The sequence below is a fragment of the Rhizobium sp. AQ_MP genome, assembly GCF_014237835.1.
Taxonomy (GTDB): Bacteria; Pseudomonadota; Alphaproteobacteria; order Rhizobiales; family Rhizobiaceae; genus Allorhizobium.
The window spans coordinates 433,220-453,054 of the sequence record NZ_JACJVI010000002.1 but is presented as its reverse complement, the minus strand read 5'-3'; the positions used below and the strand labels follow the sequence as shown (position 1 = coordinate 453,054).

At 61.7% G+C, this 19,835-nt stretch carries 17 protein-coding genes and 1 tRNA gene; 13 read left to right on the top strand and 5 right to left on the bottom strand.

What is annotated here, in order from left to right; translation table 11 throughout:
- Positions 1-400 precede the first annotated feature (400 nt).
- The 5 genes from H6M51_RS05250 to H6M51_RS05230 all read left to right on the top strand — a co-directional run bounded on the left by H6M51_RS05250 (position 401) and on the right by H6M51_RS05230 (position 4,257).
- Positions 401-1,447, top strand: coding sequence for a low specificity L-threonine aldolase (locus tag H6M51_RS05250; RefSeq protein ID WP_185808827.1), 1,047 nt, complete (start codon positions 401-403; stop codon positions 1,445-1,447).
- A 143-nt stretch (positions 1,448-1,590) separates the two neighbouring features.
- The gene (locus H6M51_RS05245) at positions 1,591-1,893 is read left to right on the top strand and encodes a DUF2282 domain-containing protein (RefSeq protein ID WP_185808826.1); all 303 of its coding nucleotides are present in this window, start codon (positions 1,591-1,593) and stop codon (positions 1,891-1,893) included.
- A gap of 78 nt (positions 1,894-1,971) precedes the next feature.
- Positions 1,972-2,892 (top strand): DUF692 family multinuclear iron-containing protein, encoded by a 921-nt coding sequence (locus H6M51_RS05240; RefSeq protein WP_185808825.1) that lies wholly within the window; start codon positions 1,972-1,974, stop codon positions 2,890-2,892.
- Complete coding sequence (locus H6M51_RS05235; protein WP_185808824.1) at positions 2,882-3,661, top strand: DUF2063 domain-containing protein; 780 nt, start codon at positions 2,882-2,884, stop codon at positions 3,659-3,661. The genes H6M51_RS05240 and H6M51_RS05235 overlap by 11 nt, the downstream gene beginning before the upstream one ends.
- Positions 3,658-4,257 carry a DoxX family protein gene (locus tag H6M51_RS05230; RefSeq protein ID WP_185808823.1) on the top strand — a complete coding sequence of 200 codons (600 nt, stop codon included), beginning with the start codon at positions 3,658-3,660 and terminating at the stop codon, positions 4,255-4,257. Before H6M51_RS05235 ends, H6M51_RS05230 begins: the two co-directional genes overlap by 4 nt.
- A gap of 27 nt (positions 4,258-4,284) precedes the next feature.
- Here the strand turns inward: H6M51_RS05230 and H6M51_RS05225 are convergent, their stop codons facing one another.
- Positions 4,285-4,755: an Hsp20 family protein gene (locus tag H6M51_RS05225; protein WP_185808822.1), complete on the bottom strand. Its 471-nt coding sequence runs from the start codon at positions 4,753-4,755 to the stop codon at positions 4,285-4,287.
- 400 nt (positions 4,756-5,155) lie between these two features.
- Here H6M51_RS05225 and H6M51_RS05220 point away from each other — a divergent pair, with 400 nt between their 5' ends.
- Positions 5,156-6,145: an alpha/beta fold hydrolase gene (locus H6M51_RS05220; protein ID WP_185808821.1), complete on the top strand. Its 990-nt coding sequence runs from the start codon at positions 5,156-5,158 to the stop codon at positions 6,143-6,145.
- 9 nt (positions 6,146-6,154) lie between these two features.
- Here the strand turns inward: H6M51_RS05220 and hisN are convergent, their stop codons facing one another.
- Positions 6,155-6,931 carry a histidinol-phosphatase gene (gene hisN, locus H6M51_RS05215; RefSeq protein WP_185808820.1) on the bottom strand — a complete coding sequence of 259 codons (777 nt, stop codon included), beginning with the start codon at positions 6,929-6,931 and terminating at the stop codon, positions 6,155-6,157.
- Between the two features lie 319 nt (positions 6,932-7,250).
- A complete protein-coding gene (locus H6M51_RS05210) occupies positions 7,251-8,126 on the bottom strand; it encodes an N-formylglutamate amidohydrolase (protein ID WP_185808819.1) in 876 nt (291 codons plus the stop codon).
- Between the two features lie 197 nt (positions 8,127-8,323).
- Between H6M51_RS05210 and cpdR1 the strand changes: the two genes are divergently transcribed.
- Positions 8,324-8,686: a response regulator CpdR1 gene (gene cpdR1, locus H6M51_RS05205; protein WP_006726917.1), complete on the top strand. Its 363-nt coding sequence runs from the start codon at positions 8,324-8,326 to the stop codon at positions 8,684-8,686.
- 94 nt (positions 8,687-8,780) lie between these two features.
- Positions 8,781-8,855 (top strand) — tRNA-Val (locus H6M51_RS05200).
- Between the two features lie 89 nt (positions 8,856-8,944).
- Here the strand turns inward: H6M51_RS05200 and H6M51_RS05195 are convergent.
- A complete protein-coding gene (locus H6M51_RS05195) occupies positions 8,945-9,382 on the bottom strand; it encodes a hypothetical protein (protein WP_348644398.1) in 438 nt (145 codons plus the stop codon).
- A gap of 1 nt (position 9,383) precedes the next feature.
- Positions 9,384-10,085 (bottom strand): fumarylacetoacetate hydrolase family protein, encoded by a 702-nt coding sequence (locus tag H6M51_RS05190; protein WP_185808818.1) that lies wholly within the window; start codon positions 10,083-10,085, stop codon positions 9,384-9,386.
- Between the two features lie 239 nt (positions 10,086-10,324).
- Between H6M51_RS05190 and H6M51_RS05185 the strand changes: the two genes are divergently transcribed.
- From H6M51_RS05185 to H6M51_RS05165, 5 genes are all read left to right on the top strand, one after another.
- On the top strand, positions 10,325-11,752 hold the full coding sequence (locus H6M51_RS05185) for a mannose-1-phosphate guanylyltransferase/mannose-6-phosphate isomerase (protein ID WP_185808817.1): 1,428 nt from the start codon (positions 10,325-10,327) through the stop codon (positions 11,750-11,752).
- 133 nt (positions 11,753-11,885) lie between these two features.
- Positions 11,886-15,212, top strand: a complete 3,327-nt coding sequence (locus tag H6M51_RS05180; RefSeq protein WP_185808816.1) for a DUF2126 domain-containing protein — start codon at positions 11,886-11,888, stop codon at positions 15,210-15,212.
- Between the two features lie 3 nt (positions 15,213-15,215).
- Positions 15,216-17,630 carry a circularly permuted type 2 ATP-grasp protein gene (locus tag H6M51_RS05175; RefSeq protein WP_185808815.1) on the top strand — a complete coding sequence of 805 codons (2,415 nt, stop codon included), beginning with the start codon at positions 15,216-15,218 and terminating at the stop codon, positions 17,628-17,630.
- A 4-nt stretch (positions 17,631-17,634) separates the two neighbouring features.
- A complete protein-coding gene (locus H6M51_RS05170) occupies positions 17,635-18,516 on the top strand; it encodes a transglutaminase family protein (protein WP_185808814.1) in 882 nt (293 codons plus the stop codon).
- A 93-nt stretch (positions 18,517-18,609) separates the two neighbouring features.
- Positions 18,610-19,833, top strand: coding sequence for a TadE/TadG family type IV pilus assembly protein (locus tag H6M51_RS05165; protein WP_185808813.1), 1,224 nt, complete (start codon positions 18,610-18,612; stop codon positions 19,831-19,833).
- Positions 19,834-19,835: the final 2 nt, after the last annotated feature.

Below are 19,835 nucleotides of genomic sequence, written 5' to 3'. Positions count from 1 at the left end.
GTTTGTGCCGGACTGACCGGACTGTGTGGACCCGCTTCCGGCACAGATGGGCGCCAGCGACAGCCTCGCCATCCCTATATGGATCGCTTGACCATCCCATGACGCCCGAAAACATCTCGCCTTCGAAACTGGAATTAGGTCAACTAATCTGACCTAATTTCTGCTGTTCCTATGACAGAAAGTAAACGATCATGCAAGCGTTGCACCAGAAAATTAACGGACCAAAGGACGCGAAATTACGACGATGGCGGCACGCGTGAAATTTAATTGCGCCACCTTGTTTCTTTCTTTCCGCTTCTTGCCAACTTGTCCTCTTCAGCCGATTGCAACGCCGGTCCGGATTGATAGCGAGGCGGAAAGGGCTAAAGTCCTTCACCATCTCTGCCTCAGGAATAATCCCATGCACTTTGCTTCCGACAACTGGTCCGGCGCTCATCCGAGGATCGCCGAGAACCTGTCACATCATGCGTCCGGCTTCGCACCGGCCTATGGCACAAGCGACCTGGACAAGGCGGTCGAAGATCGGCTCTGCGAAATCTTTGAGCGCCAGGTATCGGTCTTTTTCGTCGCGACCGGCACGGCCGCCAACTCGCTGGCGCTGGCGAGCGTCGCAAAGGCCGGCGGCGTGAGTTTCTGTCACGCGGATGCACACGTCAACGCGGATGAATGTGGCGCGCCGGAATTCCTGACCGGCGGGACAAGGCTCTTTGGCGTCGAGGGAGCCGAAGGCAGGATCGACCCCAGGGCGCTCGAAGCCGCCATCTCGCGCTTCGAACCCGCCTCGCCCCATCACGGTCGCGCCCAGGCAGTGACAGTCACCCAGGCAACCGAAGTCGGCACCGTCTATTCGCTCGACGAACTCGACGCGATCGCGGCCGTCGCCAAGGCCCGCAACCTGCCGCTTCACATGGATGGCGCCCGTTTCGCCAATGCCCTCGTGGCGCTGGGCGCAAGCCCGTCCGAAATGACCTGGAAGCGCGGGATCGACATACTGTCCTTCGGCGGTACCAAGAACGGCTGCTGGTGTGCCGAAGCGATCGTCTTCTTCGATCCGGACATGGCAGCCGACATGCCCTTTATCCGCAAGCGCTCTGCCCAGCTCTTCTCCAAGAGCCGCTTCATCTCCGCCCAGCTCGAAGCCTATCTCGACGGCGACCTCTGGCTCGACCTCGCACGCCACTCGAACGCCATGGCCGATCGCCTGCGTGACGGTCTTGCCGCGAAGAACACGGCGCGCCTCGCCTGGGACACGACGGCCAACGAAGTCTTCGTCGTCATCGAGAAGTCGTCGGCCGACCGTGCGCGAGAAAAAGGCGCACGTTTCCACCCCTGGCAGCCGCCACAGGGCTGGCACCCCTTGCCCAATGAAAATGAAACGCTAGTTCGTCTCGTAACAAGCTTTGCGACGACAGAAGATGAAGTCGATCAATTCATAGAAGTCGTTTGACCGAGCCGTTTCTTACAATCGAAACGCACAGGTTTGCTACAAAAAACCTTGATTTTTCAAAGCCGCAACTCCTCGCCATGATGCAGCTACCAGCCCCGACGAGGGTTGGTTTCAAACCGCGTCACCCACCGAGGACAAGCATCATGAGCAAGACAACCATCAACACCGCAGCACTCGCTGCAGCTGTCACCATGGCCATCGGCAGCGCCGCCCTCCTGTCGGGCCCGGCCGTCGCCCAGGAAAAGGAAAAGTGCTTCGGCGTTGCCATGGCCGGCAAGAACGACTGCGCCGCAGGCCCCGGCACGACCTGCGCCGGCACCTCCAAGGTCGACTTCCAGGGCAATGCCTGGACCTATGTCGCCAAGGGCACCTGCACGGCCATGGCACTGCCCGATGGCCGCATGGGCTCGCTTGAAGCCCTCGACCGCGACCTTCCCAAGGCCTGAACCTATACGGCATCTGCGGCAGGGCTGCAGATGCCGTACCCCTCCCCGATCACTCATCAACACGACAAGGAACTGGCCATGCGCGCCCTGATTCAGGCAGATCGATTGCGTCCACAAACGCGCATTGACTCAGTCGCGCGGCATCTGCCGCTTCGTGCCGGCGCGGGCTTCAAGCCGCTGCATGCTGATGCCATCCTGGCCGATGATTTCCGGATCGGTTTCCTGGAAGTGCATGCCGAAAACTACATGGGCGCTGGCGGCCACCCGCACCGAATTCTCACCCGCATGCGTGAGGACTTCCCGCTTTCGATCCACGGCGTCGGTCTGTCGATCGGCAGCCCGAACGGCCTCGATCCGGCGCACCTCGCCCGCCTGAAGACGGTCGTCGACCGCTACCAGCCGGAGCAGGTGTCCGAGCATCTCGCCTGGTCGACCCATGACAGCCATTTTCTCAATGATCTGCTGCCGGTCCCCTATGACGAGGCAACGCTCAACCGGGTCTGCAATCATATCGACCAGGTCCAGGAGGTCCTTGGCTGCCGCATCCTGCTCGAGAACCCCTCCACCTATCTCGGCTTCGAAGCCTCGACCATGTCGGAGACGGATTTTATCCGGGCGATTGCCCACCGCACTGGGTGCGGTCTGCTGCTGGACATCAACAATGTCCATGTCTCCGCCACCAATCACGGCTACAGCGCCCGCGACTATCTCGCCGATTTCCCGCTCCTGCACGTAGCCGAAATCCATCTCGCCGGCCATGCCGAAGACATGGACGATGCCGGGCTACCACTCCTGATCGACAGCCATGACCGCCCGGTCGACGATCTCGTCTGGGACCTCTACGAACACGTCATCGGCAGGCTCGGTCCGCTCCCGACCCTGATCGAATGGGACAATGATGTGCCGGATTGGCCCGTTCTGAAGCGCGAGGCACAGCGCGCCGATGCGATCCTGACTCGCCATGACAGCATTGCCTCAGGTCTACGCCATGCGTCCTGATCCAGTTTCAAGCGGCGCCTTCGCCGAAGCCCTGTTCATGCCGGACATGCCCCCGCCGGCTGGGCTGACAGGTCGCGAAGGCAACAGCCCGGCGCGCCGTTTTGCCGTCTACCGCAACAATGTCACCGTTTCACTGATCGATGCCATGGCGTCGATATTCCCGACCGTGCAAAACCTTGTCGGCGAAGACTTCTTCCGGGCAATGGCGAGGCTCTACGTGACCGCGCATCCGCCAACCTCGCCTCTGCTCTTTACCTATGGCGAGCGCTTTCCGGCATTCCTTGAGAACTTCCCACCGGCGGCAGAGCTACCCTTCCTTTCCGACGTGGCGAGAGTCGAACGCCTATGGCTGGACGCCTTCCATGCGGCGGACGCAGCACCGCTTGATCCATCCGCCCTCTCCAGTGTCCCGGTCGAGGATCTGGCCGGCGTTCGCTTCCAGCCTCACCCGGCAACCCGCATCGCCCGTCTCAGCCACGCCGCCGGTACAATCACACGCTACGACCGGTCAGGCATATCGCTCGAAGGCCTCAACCCGATGGCCGCGGAATCGGTGCTCGTTACCCGGCCTGCCTTCGACGTGCGGATCGAAATCCTGCCCAAAGCCGGCGCAGGCTTTTTCGAGGCGCTGCTGGCCGGAGAGACGCTGGGCAATGCCTGCCTCGCCGCCGGCGAAGAGGATGGAGATATCCCCACCCTCCTCAGCCTCACCCTCACCTCCGGCGCCTTCACAGCGATCGACCTGCATCAGGAAAGCGACAGATCATGACGTCAGCCATCTCGCTCATCGAATTCTATCGCCGCACGATGCGTCAGATGGAGGCAATGCTGGACCGTTGGTTCCTCGGGCTCTTTGCCCGGCTCGTCTTTCTTGCCGTGCTCGTGCCCTACTATCTCAATTCGGCGTTCACCAAATTCGACGGCCCCTTCGCCATCGCCGACAGCGCCTATTACCAGATCGCCCTGCCCGCTGTGGAAGCAGCCGGCGGTGACGTCTCGGCCATCTCCTTCTTTCCATGGGGGCTCATGGTCTTCTTCGGCTCCTATGGTGAATTCATCCTGCCGCTGCTTCTGGTTGCCGGCCTTTTCACCCGCATCGCCGCCCTTGGCATGATCGGCTTCGTCATCGTGCAGACCCTCACCGATATTCTGGTCCACAACGTCGATGCAACGACGATCGGCGCGCTCTTCGACCGCTTCCCCGACAGCGTCATCCTCGACCAGCGGCTGCTCTGGATCTTCCCGCTTGCCTATCTCTTCGTAAAGGGCGCGGGCCTGCTCTCGCTCGACAAGCTGCTTTGCTCGATCTGGTCTCGCCGCAGGGCGGCAGACGAAAAAAGCGGCCGGCTTTCGCCGACCGCCTGACTGGGAGCTGGTAAAGCGCAGCTGCGCTTAGTTCACATGTGCCTCGATCGCCTTCGGGGCCGTGCCGACGGGCTCGGCGGCGATGGCAATCCGGCGGGGCTTCATCGCTTCCGGGATGTTGCGCAACAGATCGATGTGCAACAGGCCGTTCTTCAGCGAGGCGGCGGTGACTTCCACATGATCGGCCAGCTGGAAGCGGCGCTCGAAGGCACGCTTGGCAATACCGCGATAGAGGAATTCGCTCTGCTCGGCCTTCTCGTCCTCGGCCTTTTCACCCTTGACGGTCAGCACATGCGCATGTGCCTCGATCGAAAGCTCGGTTTCATCGAAGCCGGCAACGGCCATGGTGATCCGGTAAAGGTTCTCGCCGGTGCGTTCGATGTTGTAGGGCGGATAGCTCTGGGCCTGTTCCGGCTGACCGAGGCTGTCCAGCATGGTGAACAGGCGATCGAAACCGACGGTGGAACGGTAGAGCGGGGAAAAATCGACGTGACGCATGGTGTCCTCCTTGAAGCGACGTTGGCGTTTTCTTGGGGCCGCGGACATCCCGCTTGGGGCGATGCTGGCGGCGGCTCACGGACCCGTTTGGCGTCCGCAGACCCGATGTGGGAAATGCCTTTCGGGAATTCAAGATCCGGCCGTTCGCAGCAGCGTGACGCCCCATGAACCCTCGGTGAACGACCGGTTCAAGCCGCATTCAACCTGCCTTCGCTAGGGTTCATGGCATCGGTTGTCTCGACCGACCGCGCCGGAGATATCGTCCCTTCCACTCCGGCCGACCTTCGCCGGAACCGTAGCCCTCCGTCTGCGGTTCCGGCTTTTTTCTTTGACTTCCGCCGGGCCTGCATCCTATCCCGGAGAAACCCGAGGCGCTTTCAACCGACAGGCAGTTGCAGGCATGGATGCCATTCTTCACCCGACCCCAGGCAACCCGATCCCCGGCACACCTCTGGTCGGATTTTTCCAGGGCCATCGCGGCGTGCGGCTGCGGTATGCAGTCTTCCGGTCGCAGGCACCGAAGACACTGGGCACGATCGTTCTGCTCCACGGCCGCAATGAGACGATCGAAAAGTACTTCGAAACGATCCGCGAGCTGAACGAGCGCGGTTTCTGGGTTGCGACCTACGACTTCCGCGGCCAGGGCGGCTCCGAGCGCCTGCTCAAGGACACCCGCCGGGGTCATGTCGCGCGCTTCGACCACTATATCCGTGACCTTGAGATCTTCCTTGAGCAGATTGTCCTGCCGGATACCCGCCTGCCCTTTTTCCTGGTCGCCCATTCAACCGGCGGCCTGATCGCGCTGAAGGCCGCCCCGCGCCTCGCCAATCGCATCGAGCGCATGGTGCTAGCAGCACCTTTTGTCGGGCTCGGAGGGCAAAGAACATCGCCCGAAAACATCCGCCGGCTCGCGATGCTCGCGAGTTTCACCGGCCTTGGCAGGGTCACGCTCAACAAGGATGAACCGCTGAAGCCTTTCGAAGGCAATCCGCTGACATCGGACGCGCTGCGCTTTGCCCGCAATCAGCGCATCCTGACGGATCATCCGGAACTGGCGCTGGGGCCGCCCACGGCGCGCTGGATCTACGAAAGCCAGAAGGCCATCGAAGCCATCCGGCGCCCGGGCCATCTCGCCTCGATCACGGTACCGACGGTCATTATCGCGCCGGGCAACGATCCGATCGTGCCGTTTCACTATCAGGAATCGCTCGCTCAGTATTTCCGTGCCGGACAGCTGGTACCGGTCCCCGGCGCCCGTCACGAGATTTTCCAGGAGCAGGATCGCTACCGCAAGCAGGCGCTTGCGGCCCTCTTCGCCTTCCTTCCAGGAGGGGAGCCGGAAGAGACCGACCCGATGACCGGGATGACGGCGCCGACGCTGGAAGCGTAACGACCGATCTCAGCCTCGCTTGAGCATCTCCATGGCCTCGGCATGCACGGCCTTTGAGCCCGCTGCAATGATGGAGCCGCCCGCCTCCGGACGGCCGCCGTCCCAGGTGGTGATCACACCGCCAGCCTGTTCGATGATCGGGATCAGCGCTCCGACGTCATAGGGCTTCAGCACCGTCTCGATGACGAGATCGACATGGCCGGCCGCCAGCAGGCAATAGGCATAGCAGTCGACGCCATAGCGGAAGAGCTTCACCTTGTCCTGCACTGCCTGAAAGCGCTCGACTTCCCAGTCCGTGAAAAGATGCGGCGAGGTGGTGAAGAGGATCGCATTTTCGAGACCGCCGCAATCGCGGACCTCGTTCTGCCGTTCGCCATCGGGGCCGAAATACCACGAGCGCTCGCCATCGGCGTAGTAACGCTCGCCGGTAAACGGCTGCTCCATCAGGCCCATGACCGAGCGGCCCTTTTCCTGGAAACCGATCAGCGTGCCCCAGACGGGAACCCCGGAAATGAACGCACGAGTGCCATCAATGGGATCGATGACCCAGAGCCGATCGCTGTCCATGCGGATGTTCTCATGCTCTTCGCCGAGAATGCCGTGAGTCGGGAACTCCGCTTCGATCAGCTGTCGGATGGCGATCTCGGCGGCCTGATCGCCTTCGGTGACCGGGTCAAAGCCCGTCTTCTCCTTGTTGACGACAGAGAGGCCCGAACGAAAGCGGGGCAACGTCTCAGCCTTCGCGGCATCGGCGAGGCGGAAGAAAAAATCACGATCAGGGCGCATGGGAAAATCCGTCGTCTGGAGGGTGCGTCCGTCTTAAAGCCAGTTGCACGGAAAGAAAACCGGGGAACGCGACACTGGCGCTCGGTGAAGGTGTCCGAACGCGGCCCAAAGCAAGATTGCGCAAATTTTGGGCTTGCTTAAAAATGCACCAAAATCCCCTTGACAATGATGCACTGCAACATGTAGCCTCACAGGTACAGTCTTTTGACTGTAAATACCCTCCTTGGGTGTTTCCTCCCTAGACTTAGCCGCGCCACGAGCGCGGTTTTTTTTGCCCGCGCAAGACGGACATCAAGTCGAGATGGGTCTGCTGGGAAGATTACTCGGCGGCCAGCGCCCGATCGCCGGCATAATCGGCGACATAGTCGGCCATCTGCTCCATGAACACCGCAATGGAGCCGGCCAGCGCATGAAAATCGGACCGCTTTTCCAGCGTCGCTTCGTCGATATAGAGCGACCTGTTGATCTCGATCTGCAGGGCATGCAGCCCCCGCGCCGGACGGCCGTAATGCTCGGTGATGAAGCCGCCTGCATAGGGTTTGTTGCGCACGGCCGTGAAGCCGAGATCCTCGAGAAACTGCAGGGCCGCCTGGCTGAGCTCGGCGGACGCACTGGTGCCATAGCGGTCGCCGACGATGAAGTCGGGCTTCAGACCGCTACCGGCAACGCGGATATTGCCGGGCATCGAATGGCAATCGATCAGCACGCCGAAACCGAACATCGCATGCGTCCGCGCGATCAGTCGTCTCAGGCAGGCATGATAGGGCTTGTAGCAGCTTTCGATCCGTTCCATGGCCACCGCGAGCGGCATGCGCCGCTCATAGATCTCCATGTTTTCGGCAACGATGCGCGGGATCGTCCCAAGCCCGCCGGCGACGCGCGCTGAATTGCTGTTGGCAAATGGCGGCAGCGGATCGGAGAACATCCGGGGGTCGAGCTCGTAGGGCTCCCGATTGACGTCGACATAGGCGCGCGGGAAATGCGCAACGAGCAAAGGCGCGCCGTAATCGGGTGCTGCCGAGAACAGTTCATCGACGTAATGATCTTCGGAACGGCGAATCGAAATCTCGTCGAGCCGCGACTCATCAAGGAAGGAGGAAGGATAGCGGCGACCGCTATGCGGGGAATTGTAGACAAAGGGAATGGTCTGGGTCGCGGGCTCTCGAACCTCGAACAGGTCGAATTCGTTGGTCATCCGCTTTCCAGGCCCTCTTCTTTACCAAGTCACAAACTTGTTGTGTTCGCATGTTGCCAGTCGCCTGTCGTAAAGTCCATACTCCCGGAAATGGCGGAGCAGGCTCACTTTTTCGTTGTTCACCGGTTCTTTACTGAGCCCAACCTAAAGTGAGCGGCTGCGAGCTTCCCTATGCAATCGAGTACAGCGGTCCCCAAATGACTCAGAAAATCCTTCTCGCCGAAGATGACAACGACATGCGCCGGTTCCTGGTGAAGGCGCTCGAAAAGGCAGGCTACAAGGTCTCCTCCTTCGACAACGGCGCCTCAGCCTATGACCGCCTTCGGGAAGAGCCCTTCTCCCTTCTCCTGACCGACATCGTGATGCCGGAGATGGACGGCATCGAGCTGGCACGTCGCGCCACCGAACTCGATCCGGACCTCAAGGTCATGTTCATCACCGGCTTTGCTGCCGTCGCGTTGAACGCCGATTCGAAGGCTCCTAAGGACGCCAAGGTGCTCTCCAAGCCTTTCCACCTTCGCGATCTCGTCGACGAAGTGAACAAACTCCTTGCTGCGTAAGGCTTGTCGAAGGGATTGGAAAAATCTCTTCACAAAACTGCAAAATGCCTATTGACGGGCGATCAGGTTTTGTGGTCTTAAGCCGCCATCGGATGGGCGTGTAGCTCAGCGGGAGAGCACTACGTTGACATCGTAGGGGTCACAAGTTCGATCCTTGTCACGCCCACCATTCGAATTCTTTCAAGGGCTTGCCGGAAACGGCGAGCCCTTTTGAGTTTTTGGGTTTCGAGCAGGAGAACGAACCGAATCAGGGTTCGCTCACCCCTTCACCACCGTCACCTCTTCCCCCGCATAGACCACCACATATCCGCCCCAAGGCTTCAACGCCTGCGCCCTGGCCTCAAGCCAGCCGAAATAGGGCGCCTGCTGCCAAATCGTGCCGGCCTCGGGCTCGACCAGCACCGTCAACTGCGGCCCCTGCGCATACATCATCATCCGGCTGACACTCGGATCCCACTCGGTTCCGAGCGTGGGGTCGGTGCGCCACAGGCAGAAGAAATCGCGGCAGGTCGCCGGCCTGACATCATAGGCATCACAGCCGCCACCGGCGAGACAGTGGCGGCAGGGCTGGTTCGCTGGTTTGTCGAATTCGGCGATGTCGGGGAGGATGCAGCAGAGCGAGCAGATGCCGCAATCGCGGCCCGGCACCAGCGCCCGACCGGCTTCGGCCCCTGTTCCCTCGCCCACCGCAGTCACGTCAGACCGCCGGTCCGATCGTCACCGTGATCGGCGACAGCCCCTCAACCGCGCCCTCCAGGCGATCGCCCGGTTGGAGGGCGCCAACGCCGGAGGGAGTGCCGGTGAAGATCAGGTCGCCGGGTGTCAGGTGATAATAGCGCGACAGATGGCTGATCATCTCCGGCACTGACCAGACCATTTCGTTGAGATGGCCTTGCTGGCGGAGGCTGCCATTGACGACCAGCGAGATGCGCTGTGCCTGAGGTGCGAATTCGGAAGCCGGGGTAATTGGGCCGATGACGGCGGATTCCTCGAATGCCTTGGAGATATCCCAGGGACGCTGCTTTTCCTTCATCGCGTTCTGCAAATCGCGCCGGGTCATGTCGAGCCCGACCGCATAGCCGAACACGGATTTCATCGCCTCCTCGGTCGACACCCGAAAGGCCGGCGCGCCGATCGCAATCACCAGCTCGATCTCGTGGTGATAATCCTCGGTGCCCGGCGGATAGGCGATGGAGCCGCCATCAAGAACGAGGCCCGTCGGCGGCTTGGTGAAGTAGAAGGGCGCAACCCGGTCGACCGTATTGCCGAGCTCGGCGGCGTGCGCCGCGTAATTGCGCCCGACGCAGAAGATGCGATGGACGGGGAAGCCATCCTGCAGGCCCAGAACAGGAATGAGCGGCGAGGTCGGAATGGAAAACAGCGGGCGGATGTTAGACAAGGATGCTCTCTCTTCTGGCTATTACGAACCGGCATGTGGGTATCGGCAACATAGCGATGTCGCAGCGCCAGTACATCCACGATGTTCGACCGGCATCCTCCATCGACGGGCTTGGAACATTAGCCCAAACATGTAACAAAACCGCCGCAACTGCGTTCAACAGCGCATGCGGCATCACGGTCGCACCGACTTCGGCCGGGACGGAAACGCCCCGGCAAGACATCGAAAGGCAGAGAAACATGAGCATCAAGATCGTGCCGGTCATCATGGCCGGCGGCAAGGGAACGCGGCTTTGGCCACTGTCGCGCGCAGCCGCTGCGAAGCAGTTCATCCGGTTCCTCGGCGAAGAGACCTTGCTGCAAAAGACGCTTGCCCGCGTCTCCGACGAGGCGATCTATGAAGCCCCTGTCATCGTGACCAATGAGGACTTCCGCTTCCTCGTCGCCGAACAGGCCCGCGAGATCGGCGTGACGCTCGATGGCATCATTCTGGAGCCCGAAGCCCGCAACACGGCAGCCGCCGTCGCTGCTGCTGCCGTCATCGTCAGCCAGCGCCACGGCCAAGAAACCCTGATCCAGATCCTGCCGTCAGACCACGAGATCACCGTTGACGAAACCTATCGCAGCTGTGTGGAAAAGGCGGCCGACGCGGCGCGGAACGGCAAAATCGTCACCTTCGGCATCACCCCCACCGAACCCGCGACCGGCTATGGCTATATCGAAATCGGCGCCGATCTCGGCAACGGCGTGCACCAGGTCTCGCGCTTCGTCGAAAAGCCGAATGTCGACGTTGCGGAAAAGATGCTGGCGAGCGGCAACTATGCCTGGAATTCCGGCATGTTCGTCTTCTCCGCCGGCCAGATGATCGCAGAACTGCAGGCGCTCGCTCCCGAAGTGCTGGCGGCCGTCGAACAGTCGATCGAAAGTGCCAAGGGCGATCTCGACTTTACCCGCCTCGATGCGGAGAGCTTTAGCAAAAGCCCCAGCATCTCCATCGACTACGCCGTCATGGAAAAGACGCCGAATGCAGCGGTTGTCCCCTCGCCCATCACTTGGTCCGACCTCGGCAGTTGGGATGCGATCTGGAAGCTTGCCGGTGGCGATGAAAACGGCAATGTCGTCAGCGGCAATGCCACCGTCTCCGACACCCAGAATTCGCTTGTCATGTCGCGCAATGCCCATCTTGCAGTTCAGGGCATGGAAGGTGTGGCCGTGGTCGCCTCGGAAGACGCCGTCTATGTCGGCCGCCTCGACCGCGCCCAAGATGTCGGCAACCTCGTCAAGCTGCTCGCCGCCAACAAGGACACGGCGCATCTGACCGAAAACCACCCGACGGCGCTGCGCCCCTGGGGCGGTTATACCTCGATCCTCAACGGCGACCGTTTCCAGGTGAAGCGTCTCTTCGTTCATCCGGAAAAGAAGCTCTCGCTGCAGAAGCACCACCACCGCGCCGAACATTGGGTTTGCGTCAAGGGCACGGCAGAAGTCACGATCGACGACAAGGTCACCGTGCTGCACGAGAACCAGTCGATCTATATCCCGCAGGGCTCCGTCCATCGCCTGGCCAATCCCGGCAAGATCCGCCTTGAGGTGATCGAGGTGCAGACAGGCTCCTATCTCGGCGAAGATGACATCATCCGCCTCGTCGACGAATTCGGCCGCAGCTGAGGCGTCTCATCCACCGCACGTTCCAAGGCCCGGAGGTTTCCAGCTTCCGGGCCGCTTGCTTTATGGCGCTGCATTGCACAAGATCGAAGCAAGCCGCAAAAAGCGGCAGGGGCGAACAGCGAAGCGGTAACGAATGTCGATCAAGGCAAGCATCTATCATCTCACCCACTACAAATACGACACGCCCGTCCGTCTCGGACCCCAGATCATCCGGCTGAAGCCCGCTGCCCATTCCCGCACCAAGGTTCTCTCGCATTCGCTCAAGGTCACGCCCGAGAACCATTTCGTCAATCTGCAGCAGGATCCCTACGGCAACTATCTCGCCCGCTTCGTCTTTCCCGACCCGGTAACCGAGTTCAAGATCGAGGTTGATCTCGTCGCCGACATGACGGTCTACAATCCCTTCGATTTCTTCACCGAGGAAGAAGCGGTCAAATGGCCCTTCGACTATCCGGCCGACATCAGCGAAGATCTGAAGATCTACATGACGCCGGAGCCCGCCGATCCGGTTCTCGACGCCTTTGTCAAGACGATCGACAAGACGCCCGGCCAGGGCACGGTCGATATGGTCGTCGGGCTGAATGCCCGCCTGCAGCAGGAAATCGGTTACGTTATACGCATGGAGCCGGGCGTTCAGACGCCCGAGGAGACGCTGACCTCGGCCCGTGGCTCCTGCCGCGATTCGAGCTGGCTGCTCGTCCAGATCCTCCGCCATCTCGGGTTTGCCGCGCGCTTCGTCTCCGGTTACCTGATCCAGCTCACCCCGGACCTGAAGGCACTGGACGGCCCCTCCGGCACCGAGGTCGATTTCACCGATCTGCATGCCTGGGCCGAGGTCTATATCCCCGGTGCCGGCTGGATCGGTCTCGATCCGACCTCGGGCCTGCTGACCGGCGAAAGCCACATCCCGCTGGCCGCAACCCCGCACTACCGCAACGCCGCCCCGATCTCCGGTGGCTATTTTGGTGAGGCCAAGACCGAGTTTGCCTTCGACATGCAGGTGAAGCGCGTTGCCGAACATCCGCGCATCACCAAGCCCTTTTCCGATGACAGCTGGGACGCGCTCAACCGCCTCGGTCACCAGGTCGATGCCGAACTGCAGGCCCGCGACATCAGGCTCACCATGGGCGGCGAACCGACCTTCGTCTCCATCGATGACTTCCAGTCCGACGAGTGGAACACGGCGGCCGTCGGCCCGACCAAACGCGACAAGGCCGACCAGTTGATCCGTCGCCTGCGGGAGCGCTTCGCCCCCGGCGGCTTCCTGCATTACGGTCAGGGCAAGTGGTATCCGGGCGAAAGCCTGCCGCGCTGGACCTTCTCGCTCTACTGGCGGCGCGACGGAAAGCCGGTCTGGAACAATCCGGATCTGATCGCGGTGGAAAGTCGCGACCACAAGGTGGGCCACGAGGATGCCGCCCGCCTGCTGCAGGCGATCGCCGTCGAACTCGACATTGCCACCGACAACGTCATGCCGGCCTATGAAGACCCGGCTGAATGGATCGTCAAGGAAGCGAACCTTCCGGAAAATGTCGACCCCTCGAACTCGAAGCTCAAGGATCCGGAGGAGCGCAACCGCATTGCCAAGGTCTTCTCCAATGGCCTGACCACGCCGGCGGGCTATGTTCTGCCCGTCCAGGCCTGGCAGTCGCGTGTTTCGGGCCGCACCTGGGTGTCGGAGCGCTGGAGCACACGCCGTGGCCGACTTTACCTGATCCCCGGCGACAGCCCGGTCGGCTTCCGTCTGCCGCTGAACGCCCTGCCCTATATCGCCCCGTCCTGGTATCCCTATATCAACCCGGTCGATCCGACCGTCGAGAAGCCGCCGCTGCCGGACTTTACCTCGGAGAAGGGCCGGGTCATGCCCGAGCATTCCTTCCAGGCCGACATCGCCCAGCAGCAGCTGCTCGGTCAGTCCTATGAGGAAATTGGCGGACGCGTCCGCACGGCCATCTCGGTGGAAGTCCGCGACGGCCGGCTCTGCATCTTCATGCCGCCGACAGCAGCGCTTGAGGACTATCTCGACCTGATCGCTTCTGCCGAACGCGCAGCAGCCGCGCTCAACCTGCCGGTCCATATCGAAGGCTACACACCGCCCCACGACGAGCGGCTGAATGTCATCCGCGTCGCGCCCGATCCGGGCGTCATCGAGGTCAACATCCACCCCGCCTATGACTGGGAGGATTGCGTCGCCACCACCACCGCGATCTATGAGGAAGCGCGCCTTTGCCGGCTCGGCGCCGACAAGTTCATGATCGACGGCCGTCATTGCGGCACAGGCGGCGGCAACCATGTCGTCGTCGGCGGCGCGACCCCGAACGACAGCCCCTTCCTGCGTCGTCCGGATCTCCTGAAGAGCCTGGTCCTGCACTGGCAACGCCACCCCTCGCTCTCCTACCTCTTCTCCGGCCTGTTCATCGGCCCGACCAGCCAGGCACCGCGCATCGACGAAGCGCGCCACGATTCGCTTTACGAACTCGAAATCGCGCTCGCCCAGATCCCCCTGCCGAACCAGGGCCAGCTGCCGCCGCTGCCCTGGCTGGTCGATCGCCTGTTTCGCAACCTGCTGGTCGACGTGACCGGCAACACCCACCGCTCAGAAATCTGCATCGACAAGCTCTTCTCGCCCGACGGGCCGACAGGCCGGCTTGGCCTCATCGAATTCCGCGGCTTCGAAATGCCGCCAAATGCCCGCATGTCGCTCGCCCAGCAGCTCCTGATCCGTGCGCTGATTGCCCGTTTCTGGAAGAACCCGATCGGCGGCTCGTTCGTCCGCTGGGGCACGAGCCTGCATGACCGTTTCATGCTGCCGCATTACATCTGGCAGGACTTTCTCGAAGTGCTGGCGGATCTTCGCCAGAACGGTTTCGACTTCAAACGGGAATGGTTCGCGGCCCAGCTCGAATTCCGCTTCCCCTTCTTTGGCGAGGTCGAATACGAGGCGTCCAGGCTCGAACTGCGCGGCGCACTGGAGCCCTGGCATGTCATGGGCGAACAGGGCGCGATCGGCGGGACCGTGCGCTACGTGGACTCGTCGGTCGAGCGCCTGCAGGTAAAGCTCGAAACCGCCAATCCCGATCGCTACACCGTCGCCTGCAACGGTCGCGCCGTGCCGCTGCGGAAGACGGACGTGAACGGCGTTGCCGTCGCTGGTGTTCGCTACAAGGCCTGGCAGCCGGCATCGGGCCTGCATCCGGTCCTGCCCGTCAATACACCGCTAACATTCGATATCTATGATACATGGTCTGGCCGATCGATCGGTGGCTGCGTCTACCACGTCGCCCATCCCGGCGGCCGGAATTACGATACTTTCCCTGTGAATGGGAATGAAGCGGAAGCCCGTCGGCTTGCACGTTTCGAGCCATGGGGCCATACAGCCGGCTCCTATCCCCTTTGGCCCGAGACCGTGTCGCCGGAATTCCCGCACACTTTGGACCTGAGACGACCGCAAGGTATCTGATTGATGGCACAGAAGACGGCAGCGGAGCTTTCCCCGCCAGACGCGCCGAAGAGCGAGGCCCGCACGGCCGGCTATCGCGCGTTGCCGGGTGCTGCCGACGAGATGATCGACAACAAGGGCAATGTCCGGCCGGTCTGGCAGGCCCTTGTCTCGGCGATCGACACCATGCCGGAAGAGGATTTGCACGAGCGCTTTGCCCGTGCCGATCGTTATCTGCGCGATGCCGGCGTCTTCTACCGCGCCTATGGTTCCGGCGGATCGAGCGAGCGTGCCTGGCCCTTCTCGCATATTCCGGTGATGATCTCGGAAGCCGAATGGCAGGTCTTGGCGGATGGCCTCGTGCAGCGTGCCAATCTTCTCGAGGCCGTGGTTGCCGACATATATTCCGAAAACCGGCTGGTACAGGAAGGCTTCCTTCCTCCGCAGCTGATCGCCTCGAATCCCGAATTCCTCCGCCCGCTCGTCGGTATCAAGCCGGCCGGCGGTCACTACCTGCATTTCTGTTCCTTCGAAATCGGGCGTGGCCCCGACGGCAATTGGTGGGTTCTGGCCGACCGCACCCAGGCGCCCTCGGGTGCCGGCTTTGCCCTGGAAAACCGCGTTGCGACCGCGCGCGCCTTCTCCGATATCTATGCGGAGACTTATACCCACCGGCTCGCCTCTTTCTTCGGCGCCTTCCGCAAGGCGCTGCAGGCGCGGACCCGCAGCACCGATGAGCGCATTGCCGTTCTCTCGCCGGGTCCCGCCAACGAAACCTATTTCGAACACGCCTATATCGCCCGCTATCTCGGCATCATGCTGCTGGAGGGCGAAGACCTGACCATTGTCAACGGCAAGGTCATGGTCCGCACCGTGGCCGGCCTGAAGCCCGTCAGCGTACTCTGGCGCCGACTGGATGCCGCCTTCGCCGACCCGCTCGAACTCGACCAGAACTCCTATATCGGCACGCCCGGAATGGTGCAGGCGCTGCGCAATGGCGCCGTCACCTTCGTCAATGCGCTGGGCTCCGGCATTCTAGAAACCCGCGCGCTGCTCGCCTTCATGCCGACCCTCTCGCGCCATCTGCTGGGCGAGGAACTGAAGCTGCCATCGATCGCCACCTGGTGGTGCGGCCAGAAGGCCGAGCGCGACCATGTGGCAGCCCATCTCGACCGCATGGTCATCGGCTCCGCCTTCTCCCGCCTGCCCTTCTTCGATGACGGCGGGCGCTCTGTCATGGGCTCGCGCTACAAGGACCCGCAGGGCAGAACCACTGCCGAATGGCTGGAGTCGGAAGCCGGCAATCTCGTTGGCCAGGAAGTCGTGACGCTTTCGACGACGCCTGCCATGGTCGACGGCAAGCTGACACCGCGCCCGATGTCGCTGCGCGTCTTTGCTGCCCGCACGAAAGACGGCTGGCAGATCATGCCCGGCGGCTTCGCCCGGATCGGCAGTGGCTCGGACGTCTCGGCAATCGCCATGCAGTCCGGCGGGAGTGCCGCCGACGTCTGGATCGTCTCCGACAAGCCGGTGGACCGCACTTCGTTGCTGCCGGCCGAGGAGACCTTTACCCGCAACATGCCCGGCAGCCTGCCGAGCCGTGCGGCCGACAACCTCTTCTGGCTCGGTCGCTACATCGAGCGCGCCGAAGGCGTTTTGCGCATTCTGCGCGCTTGGCATGCCCGTTATGCCGAAAGCGCCAATCCCGATCAGCCGCTGCTCGCCTTCGTCACGGAATACCTCTCGAACATCGATGTGGACACCCAGTCGGGCGTGCCCGAAAGCCTGCTGCGCAATATCGACAGCGCCGTCTATTCGGCGAGCAACATCCGCGACCGATTTTCGCCGGACGGCTGGCTGGCGCTGAACGACCTGTCGAAGACGGCCAAGCGTTTCCACGAGAAGGTCAAGCCGGGCGACGATGCGGCCCATGCCATGACCATCCTCCTGCGCAAGCTCGCAGGTTTCGCAGGTCTGGTGCATGAAAACATGTACCGCTTCACCGGCTGGCGCTTCCTGACCATCGGCCGCCTTCTGGAACGCGGTCTGCACATGACCCGCCTGCTCGGCCATATGACAGGTCCGGATGCACCTGATGGTTCGCTCGATATGCTGCTCGAAATCGGCGACAACGTCATGACCCACCGTCGTCGCTACAACGTCTCGACGGCACGGCTGACGGTCACAGACCTCTTGGCGCTCGATCCGCTCAACCCGCGCTCGATCCTCTTCCAGCTGAACGAGATCCGCATCGAGGTCGAGCAACTGCCGAACGCCATGGTCAATGGCCAGATGTCGAGCCTCTTCCGCGAGGCCATGCGCCTGCATTCCGGCCTTGCCGTGATGACGCCGGAGACGATGTCGGCCGAGGTCTACACCAATCTGGAACGGGAACTGGAGAAGCTCTCCGATATCCTCGCCCAATCCTATTTGAGCTGACGCGATGCTCTATGACCTCTCGCTCCATATCGGCTATCGCTACGAGGTCCCGGCGTCCGGCGCCCATCATATGCTGCGACTGCTGCCGCTCTCCCTGCCCGACCGCCAGCGGTTGGTCGCTGGCGCGATTACCGTGACACCGGAGCCGGACGAGATCTCCACGTTTACCGACTTCTTTCGCCACCCGACCAGCCATGCGATCCTGCGCAGTCCGCACGAAAAGCTCGACATCCGCATGCAGGCCCGCGTCATGGTGCAGGCGCAGCCCTTGGCGGCAGACTTTTCGCCGCTTCTCGATCGCCTGCCCCACGAGATCGCTGAGACCTGGTCGCTTGATGCGGAATCGCCGCATCATTTTCTGGGCACGAGCCCGCGGCTACCGAAGGACAAGGCGATCGCGACCTACATTCGCGACATGCTGAAGCCCAGCATGACAGTGCGCCAGATCGCCGAGACGTTGTGCGGCCGCATTTACAAGGACTTCAAATACGACGCGGAGGCAACGACGGTCGATACGACGCCGGCCGAGGCCTTCGAAAAGAAGCGCGGCGTCTGCCAGGACTTCAGCCACGTGATGATCGTGGCGCTGCGCAGCCTCGGCATTCCCGCCGGCTATGTCAGCGGCTTTCTGCGCACCATTCCGCCTCCGGGAAAGGAACGTCTCGAAGGCGCAGACGCCATGCATGCCTGGGTGCGGGTCTGGTGCGGCAAGCTCACCGGCTGGGTGGAACTCGACCCGACCAACGACATCATCGCCGGCACGGACCACATTGTGGTGGGATACGGACGTGACTACGCGGACGTCGCTCCGGTGATCGGCGTGCTCAAAAGCTATGGCTCCCACCAGACTGCGCAAGCTGTCGATGTCATCCCCGTCCGGCAATAATGAGCATTAGTGCAAATTTTACCGACTGACTTAAAGCGGATGAAATTCTTTCTGGTTTAAGACCATCCAAATGCTGATTTTTGGATGGACATGATGACAACCACTGACAGCCGCAGCAAATCCCTCTTCGGACGCCTGTGGCGCGACCGCGCCGGAAATTTCGGCATAGCCACAGCCATCATCCTGCCGGTCACGGCGGCGACGGCGGGCGTTGCCTTGGACTTCAATCAGATGGTGCAGGTGCGCAACGCACTTCAGGACTCGGCCGACTCGGCTGTTCTTTCCGCCGCCAACGCTCTGGCGAAGAACAAGAACATGTCGGATACCCAGGCGCTGGAAATGGCCCGCAAGTTCATGAAGGCGCAGTTCTACAATGTCGTCCCCGGCGCCAAAGGAAGCGAAACGGTTCCCGGTGAAACAAAGACCCAGGACCCCCTGGACAATGCGATCGGCACGGTCACACGCAACAGCAGCACATCCGGCAATACCTACGACGTCACGATCAAGACCGATTTCACCCTGCCGACGAACGGCATGACCGCGCTCCTCGGCTGGAAGACATTCACGATCGGGGTCTCGGCGACAGCACGGGCGACGACCGAGAGCAAGAACGCGATGTCGATGTATCTCGTGCTCGACCGATCGGGCTCCATGTCTTGGGATACGGACACGATCAATGAGGCACAACCGAAGAAGACGGTTTACTATAATTGTGGGTCATCGTGGAGACCGAGAACCTGCAGTTATCAGGCAGACAACTACGTCATCAAGATCGACGCACTGAAACTGGCGGTCGCGAGCCTCACGACACAGCTCAACACTGCGGATCCGGAAAAACGTTATGTCCGGACCGGAGCCGTTTCTTACGAAGCCAGGATGTATGACCCGGTTGCACTTGAATGGGGCACGGCCCATACGCTGAGTTATGTCCAGGCCCTTGTCGCGGATGGCGGGACGGACTCGTCGGACGCCATGGACCGCGCCTACGAAGACATCAGCAAGGCGACGGAAGATACCGCGCACAAGAACAAGAACGGTCAGAAACCAAGCAAGTTCATCGTTTTCATGACCGACGGCGATAACAATTATGCCGAAGCGGACGTGGATACGCTGGCGACATGCGCCGCCGCCAAGAAAGACGGAATCGAGATCTTCACCGTGGCCTTCATGGCGCCGACGAAGGGACAGGGGCTGTTGAAGGCCTGCGCCTCGGGACCCTCCAACTATTACGATGCCCAGGATGCAGCGCAACTCGTGGCAGCGTTCAAGGAAATTGGTGACAAGGCTGTAGACGCAGCGACGCGCCTCACCAACTGATC

Excerpts from the sequence above, each read along its gene's own strand:
- H6M51_RS05210 (WP_185808819.1), bottom strand. The coding sequence starts at position 8,126 with ATGACCAACGAATTCGACCTGTTCGAGGTTCGAGAGCCCGCGACCCAG.
- H6M51_RS05220 (WP_185808821.1), top strand. The coding sequence starts at position 5,156 with ATGGATGCCATTCTTCACCCGACCCCAGGCAACCCGATCCCCGGCACA.
- H6M51_RS05250 (WP_185808827.1), top strand. The coding sequence starts at position 401 with ATGCACTTTGCTTCCGACAACTGGTCCGGCGCTCATCCGAGGATCGCC.
- H6M51_RS05225 (WP_185808822.1), bottom strand. The coding sequence starts at position 4,755 with ATGCGTCACGTCGATTTTTCCCCGCTCTACCGTTCCACCGTCGGTTTC.
- H6M51_RS05240 (WP_185808825.1), top strand. The coding sequence starts at position 1,972 with ATGCGCGCCCTGATTCAGGCAGATCGATTGCGTCCACAAACGCGCATT.
- H6M51_RS05245 (WP_185808826.1), top strand. The coding sequence starts at position 1,591 with ATGAGCAAGACAACCATCAACACCGCAGCACTCGCTGCAGCTGTCACC.
- H6M51_RS05175 (WP_185808815.1), top strand. The coding sequence starts at position 15,216 with ATGGCACAGAAGACGGCAGCGGAGCTTTCCCCGCCAGACGCGCCGAAG.
- hisN (WP_185808820.1), bottom strand. The coding sequence starts at position 6,931 with ATGCGCCCTGATCGTGATTTTTTCTTCCGCCTCGCCGATGCCGCGAAG.
- H6M51_RS05185 (WP_185808817.1), top strand. The coding sequence starts at position 10,325 with ATGAGCATCAAGATCGTGCCGGTCATCATGGCCGGCGGCAAGGGAACG.
- H6M51_RS05235 (WP_185808824.1), top strand. The coding sequence starts at position 2,882 with ATGCGTCCTGATCCAGTTTCAAGCGGCGCCTTCGCCGAAGCCCTGTTC.
- H6M51_RS05230 (WP_185808823.1), top strand. The coding sequence starts at position 3,658 with ATGACGTCAGCCATCTCGCTCATCGAATTCTATCGCCGCACGATGCGT.
- H6M51_RS05180 (WP_185808816.1), top strand. The coding sequence starts at position 11,886 with ATGTCGATCAAGGCAAGCATCTATCATCTCACCCACTACAAATACGAC.
- cpdR1 (WP_006726917.1), top strand. The coding sequence starts at position 8,324 with ATGACTCAGAAAATCCTTCTCGCCGAAGATGACAACGACATGCGCCGG.
- H6M51_RS05165 (WP_185808813.1), top strand. The coding sequence starts at position 18,610 with ATGACAACCACTGACAGCCGCAGCAAATCCCTCTTCGGACGCCTGTGG.
- H6M51_RS05170 (WP_185808814.1), top strand. The coding sequence starts at position 17,635 with ATGCTCTATGACCTCTCGCTCCATATCGGCTATCGCTACGAGGTCCCG.